This is a genomic window from Pseudomonas sp. R3.Fl (assembly GCF_023516765.1).
Classification (GTDB): domain Bacteria; phylum Pseudomonadota; class Gammaproteobacteria; order Pseudomonadales; family Pseudomonadaceae; genus Pseudomonas; species Pseudomonas citronellolis.
Window position 1 is genome coordinate 3,683,453 of record NZ_JAMGSO010000001.1, and the last position, 20,678, is coordinate 3,704,130.

Sequence of the window (20,678 nt, forward strand, 5' to 3'; positions counted from 1 at the left end):
GGGAAAAGGGTAGCCTTGGCTACCCTTTTTCTTTTTCTACATCCAGCGTTACCAGGACGGTCCAACTTCATGTCCCTCGAAATCGTCATCCTCGCCGCCGGCCAGGGCACGCGCATGCGCTCGGCCCTGCCGAAAGTCCTCCATCCGGTCGCCGGCAAACCCATGCTGGCCCACGTGATCGATACCGCCCGTGGCCTCGCCCCGCAGCGCATCCACGTGGTGATCGGGCATGGCGCCGAACGGGTGCGCGAGCGCCTGCAGGCCGATGACCTGAATTTCGTGGTCCAGGAACAACAGCTGGGCACCGGCCACGCCGTGGCCCAGGCCGCGCCCTACCTGAGCGCCGAGCGTGTGCTGATCCTCTACGGCGACGTGCCGCTGATCGAGTTGCCGACCCTCGAACGCCTGCTGCAGCAGGCCAGCGCCGAGCAGCTGGCGCTGCTCACCGTGGAACTGGACGACCCCACCGGCTACGGCCGGATCATCCGCGGCCAGGACGGCGAGGTGAAGGCCATCGTCGAGCAGAAGGACGCAAGCGCCGAGCAGCGCGCCATCCGCGAGGGCAACACCGGCATCCTCTGCGTGCCGCGCCAGCGCCTGGAAGGCTGGCTGGGCCGGCTGTCCAACGCCAACGCCCAGGGCGAGTACTACCTCACCGACGTCATCGCCATGGCGGTGGCCGACGGCCTGCGCGTGGCCACTGCGCAACCCCAGGCGGCCATGGAGGTGCAGGGCGCCAACGACCGCCTGCAGCTGGCTGAGCTGGAGCGCTTCTACCAGCTGCGCATCGCCCGCCGCCTGATGGCCCAGGGCGTGACCCTGCTGGACCCGGCGCGCTTCGACGTGCGCGGCGAGGTCAACGCCGGCCGCGACGTGCAGATCGACGTCAATGTGGTGCTGGAAGGCCGCGTGGACATCGAGGACGAAGTACTGATCGGCCCGAACTGCACCATCCGCAACAGCGTCCTGCGCCGCGGCGCCATCATCAAGGCCAACAGCCACCTGGAAGGCGCCGACGTCGGCCCCGGCAGCGACGTCGGCCCGTTCGCCCGCCTGCGCCCCGGCAGCGTGCTGGAGAGCCAGGTGCATGTGGGTAACTTCGTCGAGCTGAAGAACGCCCACCTGCACGAGGGCGTGAAGGTCGGCCACCTGACCTACCTGGGCGACAGCGAGGTCGGCGCGCGCACAAACATCGGCGCCGGCACCATCACCTGCAACTACGACGGCGCCAACAAATGGCGCACGGTGATCGGCGAGGACGTGTTCATCGGCTCCAACAACTCCCTGGTGGCGCCTGTGGATATCGGCGCCGGCGCCACGACCGGCGCGGGTTCCACCATCACCGCCGAGGTCCCGGCGCAGACCCTCGCGGTCGGCCGCGCCAAGCAGCGGGTGATCGAGGGCTGGAAGCGCCCGGAGAAGATCAAGAAGTCCTGAGGGACTGTGGATAAACCGACATCCACACCCGCGCGGCGCCTGCCGTGAAGTTATGCACAGGCGCCCACGGCCGTCGCGTCCCCGGCTGATTCATCCACAGGGACGGCTTTCTGCCCGGCGTCCAGGCGCCGGTCGTTCTGTCCTGGAGTTATCCACATGCTCGGCGTCGCCGTCCTGATCTTCCTGATCACCGACCCCTTCGGCAACATCGCGGTGTTCCTCGCCGCCCTCAAGTCGGTGCCGGCCGAACGCCGGCTCAAGGTGGCGCTGCGCGAACTGCTGTTCGCCCTCGGCCTGCTGCTGCTGTTCCTCACCCTGGGCGAGCACATCCTCACCGGCCTGGGCCTGTCCAAGGAGGCCACCGGGATCGCCGGCGGCATCATCCTCTTCGTGGTCGCCATGCGCCTGATCTTCCCCACGCCCCAGGGCGTGCTCGGCGACATGCCCGACAGCGAGCCGCTGCTGGTGCCCCTGGCCACCCCGGCGGTGGCCGGACCCTCGGCGCTGGCCATGCTGATCACCCTGCGCACCACCTACACTGGTCCGCTATGGGAGCTGTACCTGGCGGTGATCCTGGCCTGGGCCGCCACCGCGCTGATCCTGCTGCAGGCTTCCTTCCTGCAGCGCTTCCTCGGCCCGCGCGGGCTCACCGCCGTGGAGCGCCTGGCCGGCATGCTGCTGATCATGCTCAGCGTCAACATGCTGCTGCAGAACCTGCGTAGCGTGCTGCACATCGTCGGATGACCGTGGAGCCACCATGCGCCACCTGTGCCTGATGTTCGCCACCCTGCTGCTGGCCGCCTGCGCCGGCCGGGGCGGCCTGGAAATCGACCGCGAGCACCCCTCGCGCAACCAGGACAGCCGTGTCCAGTACATCATCATCCACTACACCTCGGCGGACCTGCCGCGCTCGCTGCAGCTGCTCACCCGCGGCGAGGTCAGCGCCCACTACCTGATCGGCGCCAACCCGCCGACCATCTACCAGCTGGTGGACGAGAACCGCCGCGCCTGGCACGCCGGGCAGAGCGAGTGGCAGGGACGGACCTGGCTGAACTCCACCTCGATCGGCATCGAGCTGGTCAACCCGGGCTACCGCGAAACCCCCGAAGGGCGGGTGTGGGCACCTTATCCACAGGGCCAGATCGACGCTCTCATCCTGCTGCTGAAGGACATCGTCAAGCGCCAGGGCATCACCGCCGAGCACATCCTCGGGCACAGCGACATCGCCCCGCAGCGCAAGGTCGACCCGGGCCCGGCCTTCCCCTGGAAGCGCCTGGCCGACGCCGGCCTGATCCCCTGGCCGCAGCCCGGCGACCTGGCGCATCGCCTGGCCGAGCTGAACGGCCAGCTGCCGGCGCCCGGCTGGTTCCAGCAGCAGTTGGCGCGGCATGGCTACGCGGTGCCGCTCGATGGCCAACTGGACGAGGCGACGCGCAACGTCATCGCCGCCTTCCAGATGCGCTACCGGCCGGCGCGCTTCGACGGCGTGCCGGACCTGGAGACCGCCGCGCTGCTGCTGGCGGTGCCCACCTCCATGGCCGCGCCGAAGGTTCAGACCGGCAGCAGCATGTAGATGCGCGTGCCCTGGCCGGGCTGCGAGCGCACGCCGATGCGCCCGCCGTGCAGCTGCACGATTTCCTTGCACAGGGCCAGGCCCAGGCCGGCGCCGCCGCTGCGCCGGCCCACCTGCACGAAGGGCTCGAAGATGCGCGCCTGCTGGCTGTAGGCGATGCCCTCGCCGGAGTCCTCCACCGCCAGCATCACCCATTGGCTCTGGCGCTGGGCGAGCAGCTGCACGCTGCCGCCCTTCGGGGTGTGGCGCAGGGCGTTGCCCAGCAGGTTGTCCAGCACGCGCTCCAGGCGCAGGCGGTCGACGCTGAGGACCGGCAACTGGTCCTCCAGCACCATCCCCAGGCCGATGCCCTGGGCCTGGGCGCGGGCGAGGAAGCGCTGGCGCGCCTGCTCCAGCAGCTCGTCCACCGCACAGGGCTGGCGGTCGAGCTTCTGCTGGCCGTCCTGGTAGCGGGAGAAGTTCAGCAGGTCGTCGATCAGCCGCACCAGGCGCCGCATTTCCTCGTCCACGGTATCGGCCAGCTCGCGCTCGCGGCTGCCCTCAGGCAGCGCCAGGCGTTCGCGCAGCAGGGCGAAGGCCATGTGCAGGCCGGTGACCGGGGTGCGCAGCTCGTGGGACGCGCGCAGGACGAATTCGCTGCGCACCCGCTCGAAGGCGCGCAGTTCGGTGACGTCGCGCAGCACCAGCACCGCGCCCATGCTGCGCCCGTCGTCGTGGGTGACCGGGGCCAGGGTCCAGGCCAGCAGGCGGTTCTCGCCGCCGATCTCGACCTGCAGGTCCTGGGGCGTATCGTCGCCCATCGACTCGCCCTGCAGCACCAGGCCGGTGGCCTGCAGCAGCTCCTGGTTGTCGATCAGCTCGCCCAGCAACTGGCCATGGGGGTCGGCCTGGGAGAACAGCTGGCGGCTGGCCACCGGGTTGGCGTGCTCGATACGGCTGCGCCGGTCGATGATCACCAGGCCGTCGTCGATGCTGTCGAGCACTGCCTGCAGGCGCCGCTGGCCGGCCAGCACCGCCTCGATGTTGGTCGCCTTGTACTCGGCCAGGGCCTGGGCCATCAGGCCGAAACGCCGGCTCAGCGAGGCCATCTCGGCTTCCCGCGAGACCGGCAGGCTGACCTCGAAGTCGCCCTTGCCGATGCGGTCGGCGGCCTGCGCCAGGGCCTCGATGGGCGCGCCGAAGCGGCGGGCGATGCCGTGGGCGGTGACGAAGCCGATCACCAGCATGGCCACGCCCACCAGCCCCAGCAGGCTGGCGATCAGCCAGGCGTGGCGGCGCGAGCTGCGCTCCGCGTCGCTGATGGTCTGGATGGCGTGGTTGTGCAGCGCCAGCAGGTACTGGTGCAGGGAGGTGAAGGTGCGGCTGAAGTCGCTCTCCGCCACCAGGCTCCAGCGGTTGCTGCCGGAGGAGCTGACCTGGCCCTGGAACTCCTGGTTGGCCTGGTCGATGCGCTCGTAGAGGGTGCGTTCGACGTCGCTGGCGGCTTTCGCCCGGCCTTCGGCGAGGTAGCGGTCGAACTGCCCGCGCAGCAGCACCAGGCGCTGCGCGTCGGGGCTGTCACTGAGCAGTTGGGCCAACTGGTCGTCCAGCGACTGGCGCAACTGCTGGCTGCTGGCGATGGTGGCGAAGTTGTGCGAGATCAGCCGTTCCTGCTCGCGGCCCATCAGCATCACGCTGAACACCCCCAGCAGCAGGCCGATCAGGGCCAGGGTGATCAGCGCCGAGATGCTCAGGAACATCCGCGAGCGCAGGGTCAGCGCGCGCTTCACAGGTTGTACTGCTTGCGCTTGCGGTACAGGGTGGAGGCGTCGATGCCGAGGATCTTCGCCGCCTGGTCGAGGGTCGGGGCGCTGGCCATCACCGAGGCGATGTGGGCCTTCTCCAGCTCCTCCAGGCTCAGCGCCTCGCCGACCCGCGGCACGACGGCGGCGCCGCTCTGCTCGCCGAGCCCCAGGTGCTCGGGCTCCACCAGTTCCTGGTTGCAGATGATGCTGACGCGCTCGATCACGTTGCGCAGCTCGCGCACGTTGCCCGGCCAGGCGTACTGCCGCAGCAGCGCGGCCGAGGCCGGGCTGAAGCCGCGGGCCGGGCGCCCGTAGTCCTTGACGAAGCGGGCGAGGAAGCGCTCGGCCAGGCCCTGGATGTCCTCGGCGCGCTCGCGCAGCGGCGGCAGGTTGAGGACGATGACGTTGAGGCGGTACAGCAGGTCCTCGCGGAACGCCCCCTGAGCCACCATGCCGGCCAGGTCGCGGTTGGTGGCGGCGAGGATGCGCACGTCGGCGCGGCGCGTCACCGGGTCGCCGACGCGCTCGTATTCCTTGTCCTGGATGAAGCGCAGCAGCTTGGCCTGCAGCGGCAGCGGGAAGTCGCCGATCTCGTCGAGGAACAGGGTGCCGCCGTCGGCCTGGCTGATCCGCCCCTGGGTGCTCTCGCTGGCGCCGGTGAAGGCCCCGCGGTTGTGGCCGAACAGCTCGCTTTCCATCAGCTCGGCGTTCAGCGACGGGCAGTTGATGGTCACGCAGGATTTCTTCGCGCGCTTGCTCCAGGCGTGGATGGCGCGGGCCAGCTCGCCCTTGCCGGAGCCGGATTCGCCGAGGATGAGGATGTTGGCGTCGGTGGCGGCCACCTGGCGCGCGGTCTCCAGCACCGCGGTCATCGCCGGGCTGTGGGATTCGAGCTGCTCGGCCTGGCTGGCCTGGGCGCCCTCCAGGGCCTCCAGGCGCGCAGTGAGCTGGCGCACCTCCAGCTGCTTGGCCGCGGCCAGGCGCAGCTGCTCGGGGCTGCAGGGCTTGACCAGGTAGTCGGCGGCGCCGGCCTGCATGGCGTCCACGGCGGTGTCCACGGCGGAATGCGCGGTGACGATCACCACGCGCATCCAGGGCGCCTGCAGGCGCATCTGGGCCAGCACGTCCAGGCCGTTGTCCTCGCCCAGGCGCAGGTCGAGCAAGCACAGGTCGAAGACCTGGCGTTGCAGCAGGGCCTCGGCCTGGGCCGCGCTGGATGCGGTGGCCACGCTGTAGCCCTGGTCCTCCAGGCAATAGCGGAAGGTGCGCAGGATGGCGGGTTCGTCGTCGACCAGCAGGATTCGGCCAAGCGTCTCCGGAGTGGGGTCCATTCGAGGTGCCTCGTAGTAGGAAATTCCTTTCGCGTATGAGTCTTTTAGTCAAGGAAATTTCTTGCAAGTTGCAATGAAAGTTAGACGCATCTCTGAAGGACATCGGCGCCTCTGGCGAAGGAAAGCGGGTGGGAAGGGGAACGGCCTGCCGGGTCCCGTGCAAAACGCACGGCCGGAACCGGCCTGTCGTGCAGGATGCGCGCTGCCGGCGGCCCGCTGATTTTTACAAGCCGTTGTTTTCAAAAGGATTAGTCAAAGTCATCGACCTGGCACGCGGCGTGCGAGACAGGTTGCGGGAGGCCCGGTGCACCCGCACCGGCCGATCACCAGTCCTTCGGGAGGAGCACGTCGATGAACGCTGATGGAGCCAAGGGGGATTCGCTGGGGCGGCTGCTGTTGCTGGCCGTCGCCGTGGTCGTACTGCTGGACCGTTGGTATCCGGTCGCTCCACAGCCTTCCGCCGCGCCGGTGCAGGAACCTGTGTCCAGCGCTTTCCTCGGACAGCCATCCAGGCTGCAGGACGGACCAATGGCCATCACGGAAGAGGCCGCCAGCACCGCGGTGGTCCGCCAGACCTCGCGGGTGAGCTGGGTGTTCTGAGGGGCGCGCACCGCCTTTCCATGACAGAGGAGACATTCCATGCTGAGCTGGGCTCTCACATTCCTGATCATCGCCATCATCGCCGGGGTACTCGGCTTCGGTGGCATCGCCGGCGCCGCGACCAGTATCGCCAAGATTCTCTTCGTGCTGTTCCTGGTGCTCTTCGTCATCTCCTTCTTCGTCGGGCGGCGCCGTGGCTGAGCCGCGCCCGCTACGTCGGTTCCTGCTCGCGCTGCCGCTGCTGGCGGCCGGGCAGGGGTGGGCGGCCGACAACGATGCCATCTACCGCCTCAACGAGCTGCTGGACAGCGACCTGCAGTACCGCGAGACCTGGCAGGACCTGGTGAAGAAGGAAGAACGGCTGCCCGACTGGGTGATGAACCTGGACGGCACCGCCACCCCCATGCAGGTAGAAGAGGAGGACGGCGACAAATACCTGGTGGGCGAGTTGTGCAAGGCCCACGACTGCGCGGCCAACCGCCTCTACGTGGCCTTCAGCTGGAACAAGAAGGATGCCTACGCGCTCTACGTGCAGGTGCCGGAAAACCTGCCGCCGGACAAGTCGCCCAGCCGCCACGCCAGCTTCCGCTGGCTGGGCGAGCCGGACGCCGGCATGCAGCAGTTGCTCGACGAGCAGCTCAAGGCCGATCCGAACTGGTACTGAAATCCGCGCCGGCAATGGCGCATGACCAGGGGGCCGGGATGCTGGGGGGAGTGGTGAGCCCGCAGCGACCCAGGGGTACAGGGAGTGCCTCCGATGAGGGCCGGGTCGGGTGTGAGGCTGCGAGGGGGAGCTTCGATGGCTTCTGTGGAGCTTGTGGCAGTTATGGAGCTTGTGGAGCTTGAAGAGCCCCTCTCCCCAGCCCTCGGCTGCGCGCCCCGCCCTGAAGGGAGAGGGGGCAGTCCGTGCCGAGACAAGGAAGGTTTCAAATGGAAACCTTCGGTGTTGCCGACTGACTCCTGAACATCCAAGCACACCGAACGGTCCCCTCTCCCTTCAGGGAGAGGGTTAGGGAGAGGGCGCTCTTAAGGCCCCATCCCCCCACCTCCAACTTCCCTGATATCAATCAACCCCGACCCACCCCCCTGGCCCCCTAAAATATCCCCGCCGCGCCTGGTCACCCGGACGACCATCCATCGCGAACTGCAGGCCCCCACGCCTGCGTCACGGCAGCGCACCCGCGGCAGGGAAAGCGAATTCCTCCCCGGGCCTCGCTTTCCATCCACAGGGTTCGAAAAAAGCGGCCGCCACGGTCTTTTCAGCCCAATCCCATGCAAAAAAGCAATGGCCCGCGGGCCTGGAACACCCGTTCCATTTGCTTTTCCCCATGCCGATTGTGCATGGGGTAGCCGTTTCCGGCATTAGACGCGAAGAAGGGGGGTGGGAATCATGCGCCCTTTTTTTCGCCACCCCGGCCATCCCGGCGGCGGGCGAAACCCCCGACTTCCACAAGAACCAAGGGTGAACACACTATGGGCAAAGCCAAGCTCAGCCTCGCCTGGCAGATCGTCATCGGTCTGGCACTGGGCATCGCCATGGGTACCGTGCTGAACCACTTCAGCGCGGAGAAGGCCTGGTGGATCAGCAACATCCTGCAGCCGGCGGGCGACATCTTCATCCGCCTGATCAAGATGATCGTGGTACCGATCGTCATCTCCTCGCTGATCGTCGGCATCGCCGGCATGGGCGACGCCAAGAAGCTCGGGCGCATCGGCCTGAAGACCATCGTCTACTTCGAGATCATCACCACGGTGGCCATCGTCGTCGGCCTGGTGCTGGCCAACCTGTTCCAGCCCGGCGCCGGCATCGACATGAGCACCCTGGGCACGGTGGATATCTCCAAGTACGCGCAGACCGCCAAGGAAGTGGAACACCACCACGCGTTCATCGAGACCATCCTCAACCTGATCCCGTCGAACATCTTCGCCGCCATGGCCCGCGGCGAGATGCTGCCGATCATCTTCTTCTCGGTGATGTTCGGCCTGGGCCTGTCGTCGCTGCCGGCGCCCACCCGCGAGCCGCTGGTGAAGATGTTCCAGGGCGTGGCCGAGGCCATGTTCCGCGTCACCCACATGATCATGCTCTACGCGCCGGTCGGGGTGTTCGCGCTGATCGCCGTGACCGTCGCCAGCTTCGGCTTCGCTTCGCTGCTGCCGCTGGCCAAGCTGGTGCTGCTGGTGTACTTCGCCATCGCCTTCTTCGCCTTCATGGTGCTGGGCCTGGTGGCGCGGCTGTTCGGCTTCTCGATCATCAAGCTGATGCGCATCTTCAAGGACGAACTGGTCCTGGCCTATTCCACCGCCAGCTCCGAGACCGTGCTGCCGCGCATCATCGAGAAGATGGAAGCCTACGGCGCGCCCAAGGCGGTGAGCAGCTTCGTGGTGCCCACCGGCTACTCCTTCAACCTCGACGGCTCGACGCTGTACCAGAGCATCGCGGCGATTTTCATCGCCCAGCTCTACGGCATCGACCTGTCCATCGGCCAGCAGCTGATGCTGGTGCTGACGCTGATGGTCACCTCCAAGGGCATCGCCGGCGTGCCGGGCGTGTCCTTCGTGGTGCTGCTGGCCACCCTGGGCAGCGTCGGCATTCCCCTGGAAGGCCTGGCCTTCATCGCCGGCGTCGACCGCATCATGGACATGGCGCGCACCGCGCTGAACGTCATCGGCAACGCCCTGGCGGTGCTGGTGATCTCCAAGTGGGAAGGCATCTACGACGGCAAGCAGGGCGCGCTCTACTGGCAGGCGGTGGAACAGGGCCGCGGCGAAGAGCTGCTGAGCGACGCCCGGCAGAGCACCGCGCACTAACTCTGTGCCGCCCCTGTAGGAGCGAGCTTGCTCGCGAACCCGCCCCGCCGCGGAGCCGTTCGCGAGCAAGCTCGCTCCTACGAAAAGCCGTACCAGCAAGGCCCCGGCGCTGTCCGGGGCCTTGGCGTTTCTGGCAGCGATGGACGCGCGCCGTTATCATCGCGGCCAACGTCCTTGGGGGGATACCCATGCTCAACGGCCTCTGGCTCGGCTTTTTCCTGGTCGCGGCGGTCACCGCGCTGTCGCGCTGGCTGCTCGGCGGCCAGGCCGACGTGTTCGCCGCCATGGTCGAGAGCCTGTTCGCCATGGCCAAGCTGTCGGTGGAGGTCATGGTCCTGCTGTTCGGCACCCTGACGCTCTGGCTGGGCTTCCTGCGCATCGCCGAGAAGGCCGGCCTGGTGGAGCGCCTGGCGTGGTTGCTGGGCCCGCTGTTCCGCCGGCTGATGCCCGAGGTGCCGGCCGGGCACCCGGCCATCGGCCTGATCACCCTGAACTTCGCCGCCAACGGCCTGGGCCTGGACAACGCCGCCACCCCCATCGGCCTCAAGGCGATGAAGGCGCTGCAGGAACTCAACCCCAGCAGCACCACGGCAAGCAACGCGCAGATCCTCTTCCTGGTGCTCAACGCCTCGTCGCTGACGCTGTTGCCGGTGACCATCTTCATGTACCGCGCGCAGCAGGGCGCGGCCGACCCGACCCTGGTGTTCCTGCCGATCCTCCTGGCCACCAGCGCCTCGACCCTGGTCGGCCTGCTCTCGGTGGCGGTCATGCAGCGCCTGCGCCTGTGGGACCCGCTGGTGCTCGCCTACCTGATCCCCGGCGCCCTCGCCCTGGGCGCCTTCATGGCGCTGCTGGCCGGGCTTTCCGCCACGGCGCTGGCGCAGCTCTCCTCGCTGCTGGGCAACCTCACCCTGTTCGGCCTGATCGTGGCGTTCCTGGTGCTCGGCTGGCTGAAGAAGGTGCCGGTGTACGAAACCTTCGTCGAAGGCGCGAAGGAAGGCTTCGACGTGGCCAAGAACCTGCTGCCCTACCTGGTGGCGATGCTCTGCGCCGTCGGCGTGCTGCGCGCCTCCGGGGCCCTGGAGCTGGTGCTCGGCGGCATCCGCTGGAGCGTGCTGCAGCTGGGCTGGGACACTCGCTTCGTCGACGCCCTGCCCACCGCGCTGGTCAAGCCGTTCTCCGGCAGCGCGGCGCGCGCCATGCTGCTGGAGACCATGCAGAGTCAGGGCGTGGACAGCTTCGCCGCGCGCCTGGCGGCCACCGTGCAGGGCAGCACCGAGACCACCTTCTACGTGCTGGCGGTGTACTTTGGCTCGGTGGGCATCCAGCGCGCCCGCCACGCCGTGGGCTGCGCCCTGCTGGCGGACCTGGCCGGGGTGCTGGCGTCCATCGGCGTGTGCTACTGGTTCTTCGGCTGAAGCCCGGCCGTTTAATTAACAAAAGCGGAAAATATTTAAATATCCTTATTCTTCTGAAGTTTCTTTCAGAAACAATTGGGTAATTGGATTTTTAATTAATGATTCGCGCCACTTAATAGGGTTAATTTTCCATAAGAACTTTCCTTTAATCGAAATTAGATTTTCCTCAAATCAAATTAAGGAAAATCGCAATGAGAGGGAAAGTTAGCTGCCTGGCGCTGTGCGCCCTGCTGGCCGGCTGCAACGGCTGGGTGAAGCCGGAAGTCGATGGCCAGCTCAATTCGCGTTATTTCACGGTGTTGTCCGGCCTGCCGGCGCCGGGGCTGATGGTGGCTTCGGCGGTGCAGTGGAATGCCGACTATGCGGTGACCGCGGCCCACGTGCCCTATCTGTCGGACCTGGCCTATTCCTGCAGCACCCGCTGCGACCTGGTGTTCATCCGCCGCAAGGCCGACGGGCCGCTGCCGCACTGGCGCGCGCCGCGCAACGGCGAGGCGGTGACGGCGCTGGGCAGCAGCACCCTGCTGCTGCCGGTGAGCTCCCGCGGGCGGGTGTGGCCGGTGCCCTACCGCAACCTCAACGAGCCCAACGAAGAGCTGTACGGCATCCATGACGCGGCCCTGGCCCAGGGGATGTCCGGCGGGCCGCTGGTGGCGGCCGACGGCAGCGTGCTGGGCATGAACATCGGCTACAAGGGCACGGCCTGGGGCGGCGTGCAGCACCCGGGGCTCAAGGGCGCCAAGCGCATCAGCGTGTTCGTGCCCTACGCGGTGATCGAGCGCGAATGGAAGCTGTTCCAGGTCAAGCTGGCGCGGGAACGGGAAGCGGAAATGGGGCGCCGGTTGCAGGCGAGCAATCCCTAGGCAGGAATGGCGTTTGCCATGTCTGCTGATTTTTTGTGAATTTTCCGATGAGCTGTCACGAAGCTTTCACCAGCCTTTCAAACCCTTGTAATTCGGGCCTTTCAGCCATTTTTCATTTGATCTCGGGCAGTTTTTACACATAGGGTTACAAATATCTTCCCGGCCGCTGCCTGCCTGCTCGCATCCGGGAAGGGCCCCGTGATCGTCAGAATGGTGTTTCCCATGGCTTCCAAGAATTCCAAGGCCAAGGCCGTGTTCCGCGTGGTCAGCGGCAACTTCCTCGAGATGTACGACTTCATGGTGTATGGCTTCTACGCCACCGCCATCGCCAAGACCTTCTTTCCCGGCGACGACCCCTTCGCCTCGCTGATGCTGTCGCTGGCCACCTTCGGCGCCGGCTTCCTGATGCGCCCATTGGGGGCCATCTTCCTCGGCGCCTACATCGACCGCCACGGCCGCCGCCAGGGCCTGATCATCACCCTGGCGCTGATGGCCATGGGCACCCTGCTGATCGCCTTCGTCCCCGGCTATTCCACCCTCGGCGCGCTGGCGCCGCTGCTGGTGCTGCTCGGCCGCCTGCTGCAGGGCTTCTCCGCCGGTGTCGAGCTGGGCGGCGTGTCGGTGTACCTGGCGGAGATCGCCACCCCCGGCAAACGTGGCTTCTTCGTCAGCTGGCAGTCCGCCAGCCAGCAGGTGGCGGTGGTCTTCGCCGGGCTGCTGGGGGTCATCCTCAACCACTGGCTGAGCCCCGCGGAGATGGGCGAGTGGGGCTGGCGCGTGCCCTTCTTCGTCGGCTGCATGATCGTCCCGGCGCTGTTCGTCATCCGCCGCTCCCTGGAGGAGACCGAGGCCTTCCAGCAACGCAAGCACCACCCGCGCCTGGGCGAGGTGCTGCGCTCCATCGGGCAGAACTTCGGCCTGGTGCTGGCCGGCACCGCCATGGTGGTGATGACCACCGTGTCCTTCTACCTGATCACCGCCTACACCCCGACCTTCGGCAAGAACGAGCTGCACCTGTCGGACTTCGACGCCCTGCTGGTGACCATGTGCATCGGCCTGTCGAATTTCTTCTGGCTGCCGGTGATGGGCGCGCTGTCCGACCGCGTCGGCCGCCGCCCGCTGCTGCTCGCCGCCACCGTGCTGGCGCTGCTGACTGCCTACCCGACGCTGTCCTGGCTGGTGGCCGAGCCCAGCTTCGCCCGCCTGCTGACGGTGGAGCTGTGGCTGTCGTTCCTCTACGGCAGCTACAACGGCGCCATGGTGGTGGCGCTGACCGAGGTGATGCCGGCGGACGTGCGCACCACCGGCTTCTCCCTGGCCTACAGCCTGGCCACCGCCACCTTCGGCGGCTTCACCCCGGCGGCCTGCACCTGGCTCATCCACGCCCTGGACAACAAGGCCGCTCCCGGCCTGTGGCTGAGCGGCGCGGCGCTGCTGGGCCTGGTCGCCACCCTGGTGCTGTTCCGCCGCCGCGGCCGCGCGGCCACTTCCGGCGGCGCGCTGGCCGGCGCCTGAGGGCCTGCGGCGCTTTGCCACTGGCCGACCCCGGCCGGCCTTGACCTCGGTCAAGGGTGGCCAGGGGCGGCAGGAGAAGGATAGGTCAATGACATTTCCTTCTTCTCCTCGGAGACAACGCCATGCCCACCCCCCTGCACCAGCAAGCCGCGGCGCTCGCCGCCGGCGGCCATGACCACTGGATCGAGACGCTCGACGACGGCAGCCACGTGCTGATCCGCCCGCTGCGCGCGGAAGACCGCGAGCTGGAGCGCAACTTCCTCGAACGCCTGTCGCCGATGACGCGCAAGCTGCGTTTCCACGGCGAAGTGAAGATCAGCGACGCGCTGCTCGACAGCCTGATGGACGTGGATTACCAGGACAACATGGCGTTCGTCGCCCTGGTGCACGACGACGGCGAACTGCGCGAAATCGGCATCAGCCGCTACGCCAAGGTGGACGCGAACCAGTGCGAATGCGCCCTGACCACCGCCGACGACTGGAAGCGCCGGGGCTTGGGCAAGGCGCTGATGCGCCACCTGATCGACGTGGCGCGGCGCAACGGCTTCGCCCAGATGTACAGCATCGACCAGGCCATCGACCGCGACATGCGCGACCTCGCCGTGGAACTGGGCTTCCGCGCCCAGCGCGACCCGGACGATGCCACCCGGGTGATCCGCCGCCTGGCGCTGTAAGGCTCAGCGCTTGCGCCGGCGGCACCACAGCCACAGTGCCGCCGGCGGCAGCAGCACCAATAGCACCGCGCCGGCGGCCAGCGGGTAGACCATGTCGTCGTCCAGCAGCGGCTTCTCGATGCGCAGGTAGCCTTCGTCCTTGAACAGCTGGCGCGCCGTGTCGTTGGCCCGTTGCAGGCTGACCTTGGCCAGGCGCCGGTCCTCGTTGGGGAACTGGCTGCCGTCGTAGTCGCCCAGCGCGCCCCAGTAGTAGTCGGCAAGGCTGGCGTTGCTCGGCGTGCTCCAGGCCAGCTGCGCCCGCTGCACCCGCTGGATGCGGGCGAAGCGCTGGGCGTCCAGGCCGTGCTGGCGGATGTTCTCCACCACCTCGCGCAGGGCCTTCAGGGTGGCGTCCTCATCTTCCCGGGCGATGTCCGCGTTGAGGCTGAGGAAACCCTGGTTGGCGTAGGACGTGCGCTCGCTCCAGGGGCCGTAGGACAGCTCGCGATGGACCCGCAGGTCGGCATAGAGCGCGTCGCTCAGGTAGGCCTGCAGCAGGTCGAGGGCGGCGCCGTCGGCCTCGGCCGGCTCGGGGAAGATCCAGTGCACCACCGCGCCCTCGCCGAACAGACCGCTGTCCAGCGTCCGCTGGTGCGTCGCCGAGACCTGCATTTCCGGCAGTTCGCGGCGTTCCGGCGTGGTCCGGTCGGGCAGGCTGCCGAAGGTGTGGCTGAGGTAGGCGGGCAGGCGCGGGTCGAGGTCGCCGACCACGATCAGCGTCATGTTGGCCGGCACGTACCAGTCGCTGCGCAGCTTCTCCAACTGGGCCTGGGTCAGGTGCGCCACCTGCGGGCGCTCGGCGCAGGCCAGGCCGAGTTCCACGGCCAGCTGTTCCTGGCCCGGGCGGCTGGTGTTCTGGTGGTCGAGGAAGCGCTGCAGGTGCGAGTAGTGGCCGCCGTCCTCGCGGATCAGCACCTGCTTGGTGGCCTCTACCTTGGCCTTGTCCAGTTGCGTGCGGGTGAGCACTTCCAGCAGCAGGTCGAGCACCTGGCGCTGGGTGGCCGCCGGCGCCTCGATGACGAAGGTGGTGTCGCCCTCGCTGGTGTAGGCGTTCCACTGGCCGCCCAGGGCCTGCATGCGCGCTTCCAGGTCGGCCTCGTCGCCGCCATCCAGGCCGCTGAAGAACAGGTGCTCCAGCAGGTGCGGCAGCTGCCGGTCATGGCAGGTGAAGTCGGAGAAGCCCACGCCCACCACCAGGCGGATGGACACCGAGCCGCGCTGGCTGGTCGGCTTGAACAGCACGCCCATGCCGTTCTGCAACTGGTAGCCCTCCACGGTCGAGCGCGAATCGGCCAACGACCAGCCGGCGCCGAGCAGGAACAGGAGGGGGAGGAACAACCAACGCATGGGCCAAGCCTGGAAAAAAGCAAAGCCAGGAGAATAGCGGATTGCCGCTGATCCACCTACCCATGGGCGGCACCCGTGGCGACGGGCTGCGACCTGCCCGTGCCCGGTCTATCATCAGGCGTGGCGCGATGGGTGATTGATGGCCTTTCGCTAGCGGCAACGCCCTGCCGCATCGCCCAACGCGGAGGCCGCACCCATGCGCGTCCTGATCACCGGCGCGGCTGGCCACATCGGCCAGAACCTGCTCAACGAACTGGCGGTCCAGCATGCTGACTGGACGCTGGTGGCCGCCGACGTGCGCAGCCTGCCGACGCAGCACCTGCGGCCGAACATCGAGCCGGTGCAGCTGGACATAGGCCACCCCAGGCAGGTCCGCGAGTGCGTGCGGCAGTGGCGCCCGCAGGCCATCGTGCACCTGGCCTCGGTGGTCAACCCGCCGCCGCAGATGTCCGCCACCCGCCTGCACACTATCGAGGTCGGTGGCAGCCGCGCGCTGTTCGAGGCGGCGGTGGAGCACGAGGTGGGCCAACTGGTGGTGGCCAGTTCCGCCGCGGCCTACGGCTTCCACCCGGACAACGCCGAGCTGATCGACGAGAACCAACCCCTGCGCGGCCAGTCGCAGTTCCTCTACGCCCGCCACAAGCACGAGATCGAACAGCTGCTGGCCGGCCTGCGGCAGAGTTGTCCACAGCTGCGCCAGCTGGTGCTGCGCCCCGGCACCATCCTCGGCCGGGGTGTGCATAACCCGGTCACCGACCTGTTCATGGGGCGTTCGGTGCTGGGGATAAGTGGCCGCTGCAGCCGCTTCGTGTTCATCTGGGACCAGGACGTGGTGAACATCATCCGCCAGGGCCTAGAGCAGGGCAGCGAGGGCATCTACAACCTGGCCGGCGACGGCGCACTGAGCCTGCGCGAGATTGCCGGGCTGCTGCGCAAACCCTACCGCACCCTGCCGGCGCCGCTGCTGCGCGGCGCGCTGGCCATGCTGCGGCCGCTGGGCCTGGCGCCCTTCGGCCCGGAGCAGGTGGATTTCATGCGCTACCGGCCGGTGCTGGACAATGCGAGGTTGAAGCGGGAGTTCGGGTATCAGCCGCGGTATTCGAGCCGGGAGGCGTTTCTGGCGTTCATCGCGGCGCGGGGGTTGCGGGCGGGGTAGGGGGAACTGTGCTGCTGGGGGCTTTTCGTAGGAGCGAGCTTGCTCGCGAACGGGGCTCAGTTGTGACTTCGGTGTTTTGGTTTGGCTCCGTTCCCTCTCCCCAGCCCTCGGCTGCGCGCCCCGCCCTGAAGGGAGAGGGGGCTAGTCCGTGCCGAGAAAAGGCCTGGCTTCAGCCGGCAATTTCGGTGCTAGCCGGCTAACTCAGGAATACCCACGCACTCCGAACGGTCCCCTCTCCCTTCAGGGAGAGGGTTAGGGAGAGGGCGTTCTGAACCCCAACACCCGCAGCTCCCAGGAAACACCATTCGCGAGCAAGCTCGCTCCTACGAAGAGCCGCGCCCTTCATTCAAGCGTTGCGCCGCCCCTCCCAGAAATGCCCCGCCATCATCCTCAACCCCGCCGCCAACTCCGCCACCCGCGCCGCACTGGCCTGGCTATGGCTCGCACTGGTGGCATTACCGTCGGCCGACTCACGAATGGCCAACAGGCTGCGTTCGATCTCCTCGCTGGCGCAGCCCTGTTCCTCGATGGCCCCGGCGATCTCCAGGCTCATGCGCTGGATCGCCGAGACCTGCCCGGCGATCTCCTCCAGCGCGCCGGCGGCGCGGCCGGCCTGGTCGAGGCTGGTGTGGGCCTGTTCGCAGCTATGGCGCAGGGCCTGCACCGAGGCGCCGGCGCCGCGTTGCAGGTCGCCCACCAGCCTGTGGATATCCAGCGCCGAGTCGGCGGTGCGCGAGGCCAGCGCGCGGACTTCGTCGGCCACCACGGCGAAGCCGCGCCCGGCCTCGCCGGCGCGGGCTGCCTCGATGGCGGCGTTGAGCGCCAGCAGGTTGGTCTGCCCGGCGACTTCCTGGATCACCTGCAGCATCCGCGAGATGCCCTCGCTGTGCCCGTGCAGTTGCTCCACCGCCTCGCTGGCGCGGCGCACCGCGTCCTCCAGGGCGGCGAGCTGGCCGCGGGTGGCCTGCACCTCGCCCTGGCCGGCCTGGGTCACCCGCTCGCTGCATTGCGCCGCCACCGCGCTGTGCTGGGCGTGGCGCGCCACTTCCTGGACGCTCTGCGCCAGCTGCTGCATGGCGCTGGCCACCTGGTCGGTCTCCTGCTGCTGGCGGCGCGTGCCGGCGCTGCTGTCGGCCACGGTGCCGGCCAGCTGCCCGGCGTGTTCGGCGAGCTGGCGCGAGGCCTCGGCCATGCGCCCGACCACCGCGCCGGTCTCGGCTTCGAGCATGCGCAGGGCGAAGTCCAGCTCGCCGAATTCATCAATGCGGCCGCTGTACAGGCGCTGGCTCAGCGGGTTGTCGGCGACCTGCCGGGCGCGCGCCAGCAGGGGCCGCAGCGGTTGCAGCTGATGCGCCAGCCAGGCGCCGGAAAGCAGCAGGGCGAGGCCGAAGGCCAAGGGCGCGGGCGCCAGATATGCCAGCAGCGCGCCCAGGGCCTGCGCCAGGCCCAGGCCTACTAGCAGCCGCGGCAACAGGCCCAGGCGTGGCCGGCGCGGCAGCCAGCCGGCGCGCATGCGCGCGTACAACTGCTCGGCGGCTTCGACCTCGGCGGCGCTGGCGCGGGTGCGCACCGACTGGTACTCCACCACCTTGCCGCCGTGGCGGATCGGCGTGACGAAGGCGCTCACCCAGTAGTGGTCGCCGTTCTTGCAGCGGTTCTTCACCAGGCCCATCCAGCTGCGCCCGGTCTGCAGCGTCCGCCACAGGTGGGCGAAGGCGGCCGGCGGCATGTCCGGGTGGCGCACGCGGTTGTGGTTGTGCCCCAGCAGCTCCTCGGCGCTGAAGCCGCTGATGGCCAGGAAGTCCGGGTTGACGTGGCTGACCGCGCCCTTGAGGTCGGTGGTGGAGAGAATGTTGGCGCTGGCCGGCACCTCGACCTGGCGCCCGCTGACCGGCAGGTTGAGCTTCATCGGTGGGTCTCCATGGGCGCGGGGTGCAGGACGTCGGGTGGCAGTGGCGGGCTGAACAGGAAGCCCTGGGCGAAGCGGCAGCCTTCCTTGCGCAGGAATTCCAGGTGCTCGGGGTGCTCGACGCCCTCGGCCACCACCTCCAGGCCGAGGCTGCGGCCCAGGCCGACGATGGCGCGGCAGATGGCGCTCAGCTCGGGGTCGTCGGGGACCTTGCCGATGAAGCTGCGGTCGACCTTCAACAGGTCCAGCGGGAAGCGCTTGAGGTAGCCCAGGGACGAGTAGCCGGTGCCGAAGTCGTCCAGCGCCAGGCGCACGCCGTGGGCGGCCAGCTCGCGCAGGCAGGCGAGGGTCTCGGCGCCGTCCTGCATCATCAGGCTCTCGGTGATCTCCAGCACCAGGCTCTGCGGCGCCAGGCCGGTCTCGGCGAGGATCTGCCGCACCCGCTCGGCGAAGCCCGGCTGCTGCAGCTGGCGGATGGACAGGTTCACCGAGCAGTACAGCCAGCCCTGGCCGTCGCGCTGCCAGGCGCGGGTCTGGCGGCAGGCCTCGCGCAGCACCCAGTCGCCGACGCGGACGATCTCGCCGGACTCCTCCAGCGCCGGGATGAACTGCAGCGGCGACACCGGCTGGCCGTCGCGCTGCCAGCGCAGCAGCACTTCCACCGCGATGGGCCGCGGCGGGTCGACGTCGATGCGCAGGATCGGCTGGTAGTGCAGGCTGAATTCACCGCGCTCCAGCGCCTGGCCCAGCGCGCTCTCCAGCTCCAGGCGGCGCTGCGCGGCGGCCTGCAGCTCGCTGGAGAAGCGCGCGTACTGCGCCTTGCCGGCCTCCTTGGCGCGGTACAGGGCCAGGTCCGCGGCCTGCAGGGTGTCGATCGCCTGGCCCTCGGCGATCAGCCCGGTGATGCCGATGCTGGCGCTGACCACCAGGGTGCGGCCGTCCAGGTGCAGCGGCTGGTGCAGGCAGTCGAGCATGCGCTGGGCGACCTGTTCGGCGTCGGCCAGGTTGGCCATGTCGTCCAGCAGCACCACGAACTCGTCGCCGCCGAAGCGCGCCAGGTGGTCGCCGGGGCGTAGGCAGCGCAGCAGGCGCTGGGCCACCTCCACCAGCACGCGGTCGCCGACGGCGTGGCCGAGGCTGTCGTTGATCAGCTTGAAGCGGTCCAGGTCGATGAACAGCAAGCCGGCCTCGCGCGCGCCGGGGCGGCTCTGGCGTTGCAGGGCCTGCTGCAGCAGCTCGTCCAGGCGCAGGCGGTTGGCCAGGCCGGTCAGCGGGTCGTGGCGCGCGGCGTGGCTGAGCTGGTGCTCGCTGGCCTTGCGCTGGCTGATGTCGCTCTGCGAGCCGGCCATGCGCCCGTCGGTGATCACCCCGCGGGCCTGCACCCAGAGGTAGCCGCCGTCGCGCTGGCGGATGCGGTACTCGTGGTTGAGCAGGGCGGCGCTGCCGCGCAGGTGGGCGTCGATGGCCTGGCGCAGGCCGGGCAGGTCGTCGGGGTGCACGCGGGCGAACCAGCTGGCGCTGCCCTCGCCGAGGCTGTCGCGGCTCAGGCCGAGCATGCGCGTCCAGCGCTCGGAGACGTACAGCCGGTCGTTGGCCAGGTCCCAGTCCCAGATGCCGTCGTTGGCCCCGCGCAGGGCCCGGGCGAAGCGCGCCTCGCTGTCCTCCAGGGCCTGGCGCTGGGCGGCGCCGTAGGTGTCGATGGCCAGCGACATGTCGAAGAACACCCGCTTGAGCAGGCTGGCGAAGGTCGCTGCCTGCGGCGCGTCGCCGAGCAGCTCGTCGAGCATGTGCTGCAGGTACAGGCGGTAGGCGCCCAGGTACCACTTCAGCTCCACCCCCACCTGCTGGTGGACCAGGCCGATGCGCAGGCGGTCGCGCACGTAGCCGCCGTCCTGCGGGGCCTCCCAGAGCTGCTCGTAGTACTGCGCCTGGCTGCGCTTGAGGCGCTGCAGGGTGGCCGGTTCGGAGAGGATGGCCGCCAGCGGCGGGAACTGGCCCAGGTGCGCGTAGAGCTGTTCGATGAAGCGCGCGTGGCTGTCGCCGCGCTCGGCGGCGGCCTGCTGCAGGCGCTGCTCGTCGGCTTGCTGCCAGTGCAGGTAGCGCAGGCGCTGGTCGATCTCCGCCGGCGACAGGCCGATGCGGTCGAGCATGTGGTCGAGCTTCGGTCCCAGGCCCATGCTTGCCTCCTTGTTTTTCTGCGGGCATGAAAAAAGCGCCGCGCCCG

At 68.6% G+C, this 20,678-nt stretch carries 17 protein-coding genes; 12 read left to right on the plus strand and 5 right to left on the minus strand.

All coding sequences use genetic code 11. The features are described from left to right. Positions 1-69: 69 nt before the first annotated feature. The 3 genes from glmU to M8R19_RS16220 all read left to right on the plus strand — a co-directional run bounded on the left by glmU (position 70) and on the right by M8R19_RS16220 (position 3,010). Entirely contained in the window at positions 70-1,437 is a 1,368-nt protein-coding gene (gene glmU / locus M8R19_RS16210) for a bifunctional UDP-N-acetylglucosamine diphosphorylase/glucosamine-1-phosphate N-acetyltransferase GlmU (RefSeq protein WP_116425825.1), read from the plus strand. 150 nt (positions 1,438-1,587) lie between these two features. Then, a complete protein-coding gene (locus tag M8R19_RS16215; protein ID WP_074980752.1) occupies positions 1,588-2,181 on the plus strand; it encodes a MarC family protein in 594 nt (197 codons plus the stop codon). 13 nt (positions 2,182-2,194) lie between these two features. Then, positions 2,195-3,010, plus strand: a complete 816-nt coding sequence (locus M8R19_RS16220) for an N-acetylmuramoyl-L-alanine amidase (protein WP_249918312.1) — start codon at positions 2,195-2,197, stop codon at positions 3,008-3,010. Here the strand turns inward: M8R19_RS16220 and M8R19_RS16225 are convergent. Next, entirely contained in the window at positions 2,989-4,749 is a 1,761-nt protein-coding gene (locus M8R19_RS16225; RefSeq protein WP_283939654.1) for an ATP-binding protein, read from the minus strand. The two genes, M8R19_RS16220 and M8R19_RS16225, sit on opposite strands and share 22 nt — an antisense overlap. A 26-nt stretch (positions 4,750-4,775) precedes the next feature. Then, positions 4,776-6,125: a sigma-54-dependent response regulator transcription factor AlgB gene (algB, locus tag M8R19_RS16230; RefSeq protein WP_074980749.1), complete on the minus strand. Its 1,350-nt coding sequence runs from the start codon at positions 6,123-6,125 to the stop codon at positions 4,776-4,778. Positions 6,126-6,476: 351 nt separating this feature from the next. Here algB and M8R19_RS16235 point away from each other — a divergent pair, with 351 nt between their 5' ends. The 8 genes from M8R19_RS16235 to M8R19_RS16270 all read left to right on the plus strand — a co-directional run bounded on the left by M8R19_RS16235 (position 6,477) and on the right by M8R19_RS16270 (position 14,003). Continuing rightward, positions 6,477-6,725, plus strand: a complete 249-nt coding sequence (locus M8R19_RS16235) for a hypothetical protein (protein ID WP_116425821.1) — start codon at positions 6,477-6,479, stop codon at positions 6,723-6,725. A 39-nt stretch (positions 6,726-6,764) separates the two neighbouring features. Beyond that, positions 6,765-6,926 (plus strand): DUF1328 domain-containing protein, encoded by a 162-nt coding sequence (locus M8R19_RS16240; RefSeq protein ID WP_009614390.1) that lies wholly within the window; start codon positions 6,765-6,767, stop codon positions 6,924-6,926. After that, positions 6,919-7,389: an inhibitor of vertebrate lysozyme family protein gene (locus M8R19_RS16245; RefSeq protein ID WP_249918314.1), complete on the plus strand. Its 471-nt coding sequence runs from the start codon at positions 6,919-6,921 to the stop codon at positions 7,387-7,389. Before M8R19_RS16240 ends, M8R19_RS16245 begins: the two co-directional genes overlap by 8 nt. Positions 7,390-8,198: 809 nt before the next feature. Beyond that, positions 8,199-9,533, plus strand: a complete 1,335-nt coding sequence (gene gltP / locus M8R19_RS16250) for a glutamate/aspartate:proton symporter GltP (RefSeq protein ID WP_069862885.1) — start codon at positions 8,199-8,201, stop codon at positions 9,531-9,533. Positions 9,534-9,721: 188 nt separating this feature from the next. Further along, on the plus strand, positions 9,722-10,951 hold the full coding sequence (locus M8R19_RS16255) for a spore maturation protein (RefSeq protein ID WP_249918315.1): 1,230 nt from the start codon (positions 9,722-9,724) through the stop codon (positions 10,949-10,951). Between the two features lie 191 nt (positions 10,952-11,142). Further along, the gene (locus M8R19_RS16260; protein WP_009614386.1) at positions 11,143-11,814 is read left to right on the plus strand and encodes a serine protease family protein; all 672 of its coding nucleotides are present in this window, start codon (positions 11,143-11,145) and stop codon (positions 11,812-11,814) included. A gap of 222 nt (positions 11,815-12,036) precedes the next feature. Next, the gene (locus M8R19_RS16265; RefSeq protein WP_249918316.1) at positions 12,037-13,329 is read left to right on the plus strand and encodes an MFS transporter; all 1,293 of its coding nucleotides are present in this window, start codon (positions 12,037-12,039) and stop codon (positions 13,327-13,329) included. A 122-nt stretch (positions 13,330-13,451) separates the two neighbouring features. Continuing rightward, positions 13,452-14,003 carry a GNAT family N-acetyltransferase gene (locus tag M8R19_RS16270; RefSeq protein ID WP_116425816.1) on the plus strand — a complete coding sequence of 184 codons (552 nt, stop codon included), beginning with the start codon at positions 13,452-13,454 and terminating at the stop codon, positions 14,001-14,003. 3 nt (positions 14,004-14,006) lie between these two features. Here M8R19_RS16270 and M8R19_RS16275 read toward each other — a convergent pair whose 3' ends face one another. Continuing rightward, entirely contained in the window at positions 14,007-15,389 is a 1,383-nt protein-coding gene (locus M8R19_RS16275) for a M16 family metallopeptidase (RefSeq protein WP_249918317.1), read from the minus strand. A 196-nt stretch (positions 15,390-15,585) separates the two neighbouring features. Between M8R19_RS16275 and M8R19_RS16280 the strand changes: the two genes are divergently transcribed. Next, positions 15,586-16,545 carry an NAD-dependent epimerase/dehydratase family protein gene (locus tag M8R19_RS16280; protein WP_249918318.1) on the plus strand — a complete coding sequence of 320 codons (960 nt, stop codon included), beginning with the start codon at positions 15,586-15,588 and terminating at the stop codon, positions 16,543-16,545. A gap of 346 nt (positions 16,546-16,891) precedes the next feature. On the opposite strand, the gene M8R19_RS16285 is transcribed toward M8R19_RS16280, so the two are convergent. After that, positions 16,892-18,454 carry a methyl-accepting chemotaxis protein gene (locus M8R19_RS16285; protein WP_249918319.1) on the minus strand — a complete coding sequence of 521 codons (1,563 nt, stop codon included), beginning with the start codon at positions 18,452-18,454 and terminating at the stop codon, positions 16,892-16,894. Continuing rightward, positions 18,451-20,631: a putative bifunctional diguanylate cyclase/phosphodiesterase gene (locus M8R19_RS16290; protein WP_249918320.1), complete on the minus strand. Its 2,181-nt coding sequence runs from the start codon at positions 20,629-20,631 to the stop codon at positions 18,451-18,453. The genes M8R19_RS16285 and M8R19_RS16290 overlap by 4 nt, the downstream gene beginning before the upstream one ends. Positions 20,632-20,678 lie beyond the last annotated feature (47 nt).

Bases quoted from the DNA above. Each gene is read 5' to 3' on its own strand.
- gltP (WP_069862885.1), top strand. From the start codon at position 8,199: ATGGGCAAAGCCAAGCTCAGCCTCGCCTGGCAGATCGTCATCGGTCTG.
- M8R19_RS16225 (WP_283939654.1), bottom strand. From the start codon at position 4,749: ATGTTCCTGAGCATCTCGGCGCTGATCACCCTGGCCCTGATCGGCCTG.
- M8R19_RS16285 (WP_249918319.1), bottom strand. From the start codon at position 18,454: ATGAAGCTCAACCTGCCGGTCAGCGGGCGCCAGGTCGAGGTGCCGGCC.
- M8R19_RS16280 (WP_249918318.1), top strand. From the start codon at position 15,586: ATGCGCGTCCTGATCACCGGCGCGGCTGGCCACATCGGCCAGAACCTG.
- algB (WP_074980749.1), bottom strand. From the start codon at position 6,125: ATGGACCCCACTCCGGAGACGCTTGGCCGAATCCTGCTGGTCGACGAC.
- M8R19_RS16265 (WP_249918316.1), top strand. From the start codon at position 12,037: ATGGCTTCCAAGAATTCCAAGGCCAAGGCCGTGTTCCGCGTGGTCAGC.
- M8R19_RS16270 (WP_116425816.1), top strand. From the start codon at position 13,452: ATGCCCACCCCCCTGCACCAGCAAGCCGCGGCGCTCGCCGCCGGCGGC.
- M8R19_RS16240 (WP_009614390.1), top strand. From the start codon at position 6,765: ATGCTGAGCTGGGCTCTCACATTCCTGATCATCGCCATCATCGCCGGG.
- M8R19_RS16235 (WP_116425821.1), top strand. From the start codon at position 6,477: ATGAACGCTGATGGAGCCAAGGGGGATTCGCTGGGGCGGCTGCTGTTG.
- M8R19_RS16255 (WP_249918315.1), top strand. From the start codon at position 9,722: ATGCTCAACGGCCTCTGGCTCGGCTTTTTCCTGGTCGCGGCGGTCACC.
- glmU (WP_116425825.1), top strand. From the start codon at position 70: ATGTCCCTCGAAATCGTCATCCTCGCCGCCGGCCAGGGCACGCGCATG.
- M8R19_RS16260 (WP_009614386.1), top strand. From the start codon at position 11,143: ATGAGAGGGAAAGTTAGCTGCCTGGCGCTGTGCGCCCTGCTGGCCGGC.
- M8R19_RS16220 (WP_249918312.1), top strand. From the start codon at position 2,195: ATGCGCCACCTGTGCCTGATGTTCGCCACCCTGCTGCTGGCCGCCTGC.
- M8R19_RS16290 (WP_249918320.1), bottom strand. From the start codon at position 20,631: ATGGGCCTGGGACCGAAGCTCGACCACATGCTCGACCGCATCGGCCTG.
- M8R19_RS16275 (WP_249918317.1), bottom strand. From the start codon at position 15,389: ATGCGTTGGTTGTTCCTCCCCCTCCTGTTCCTGCTCGGCGCCGGCTGG.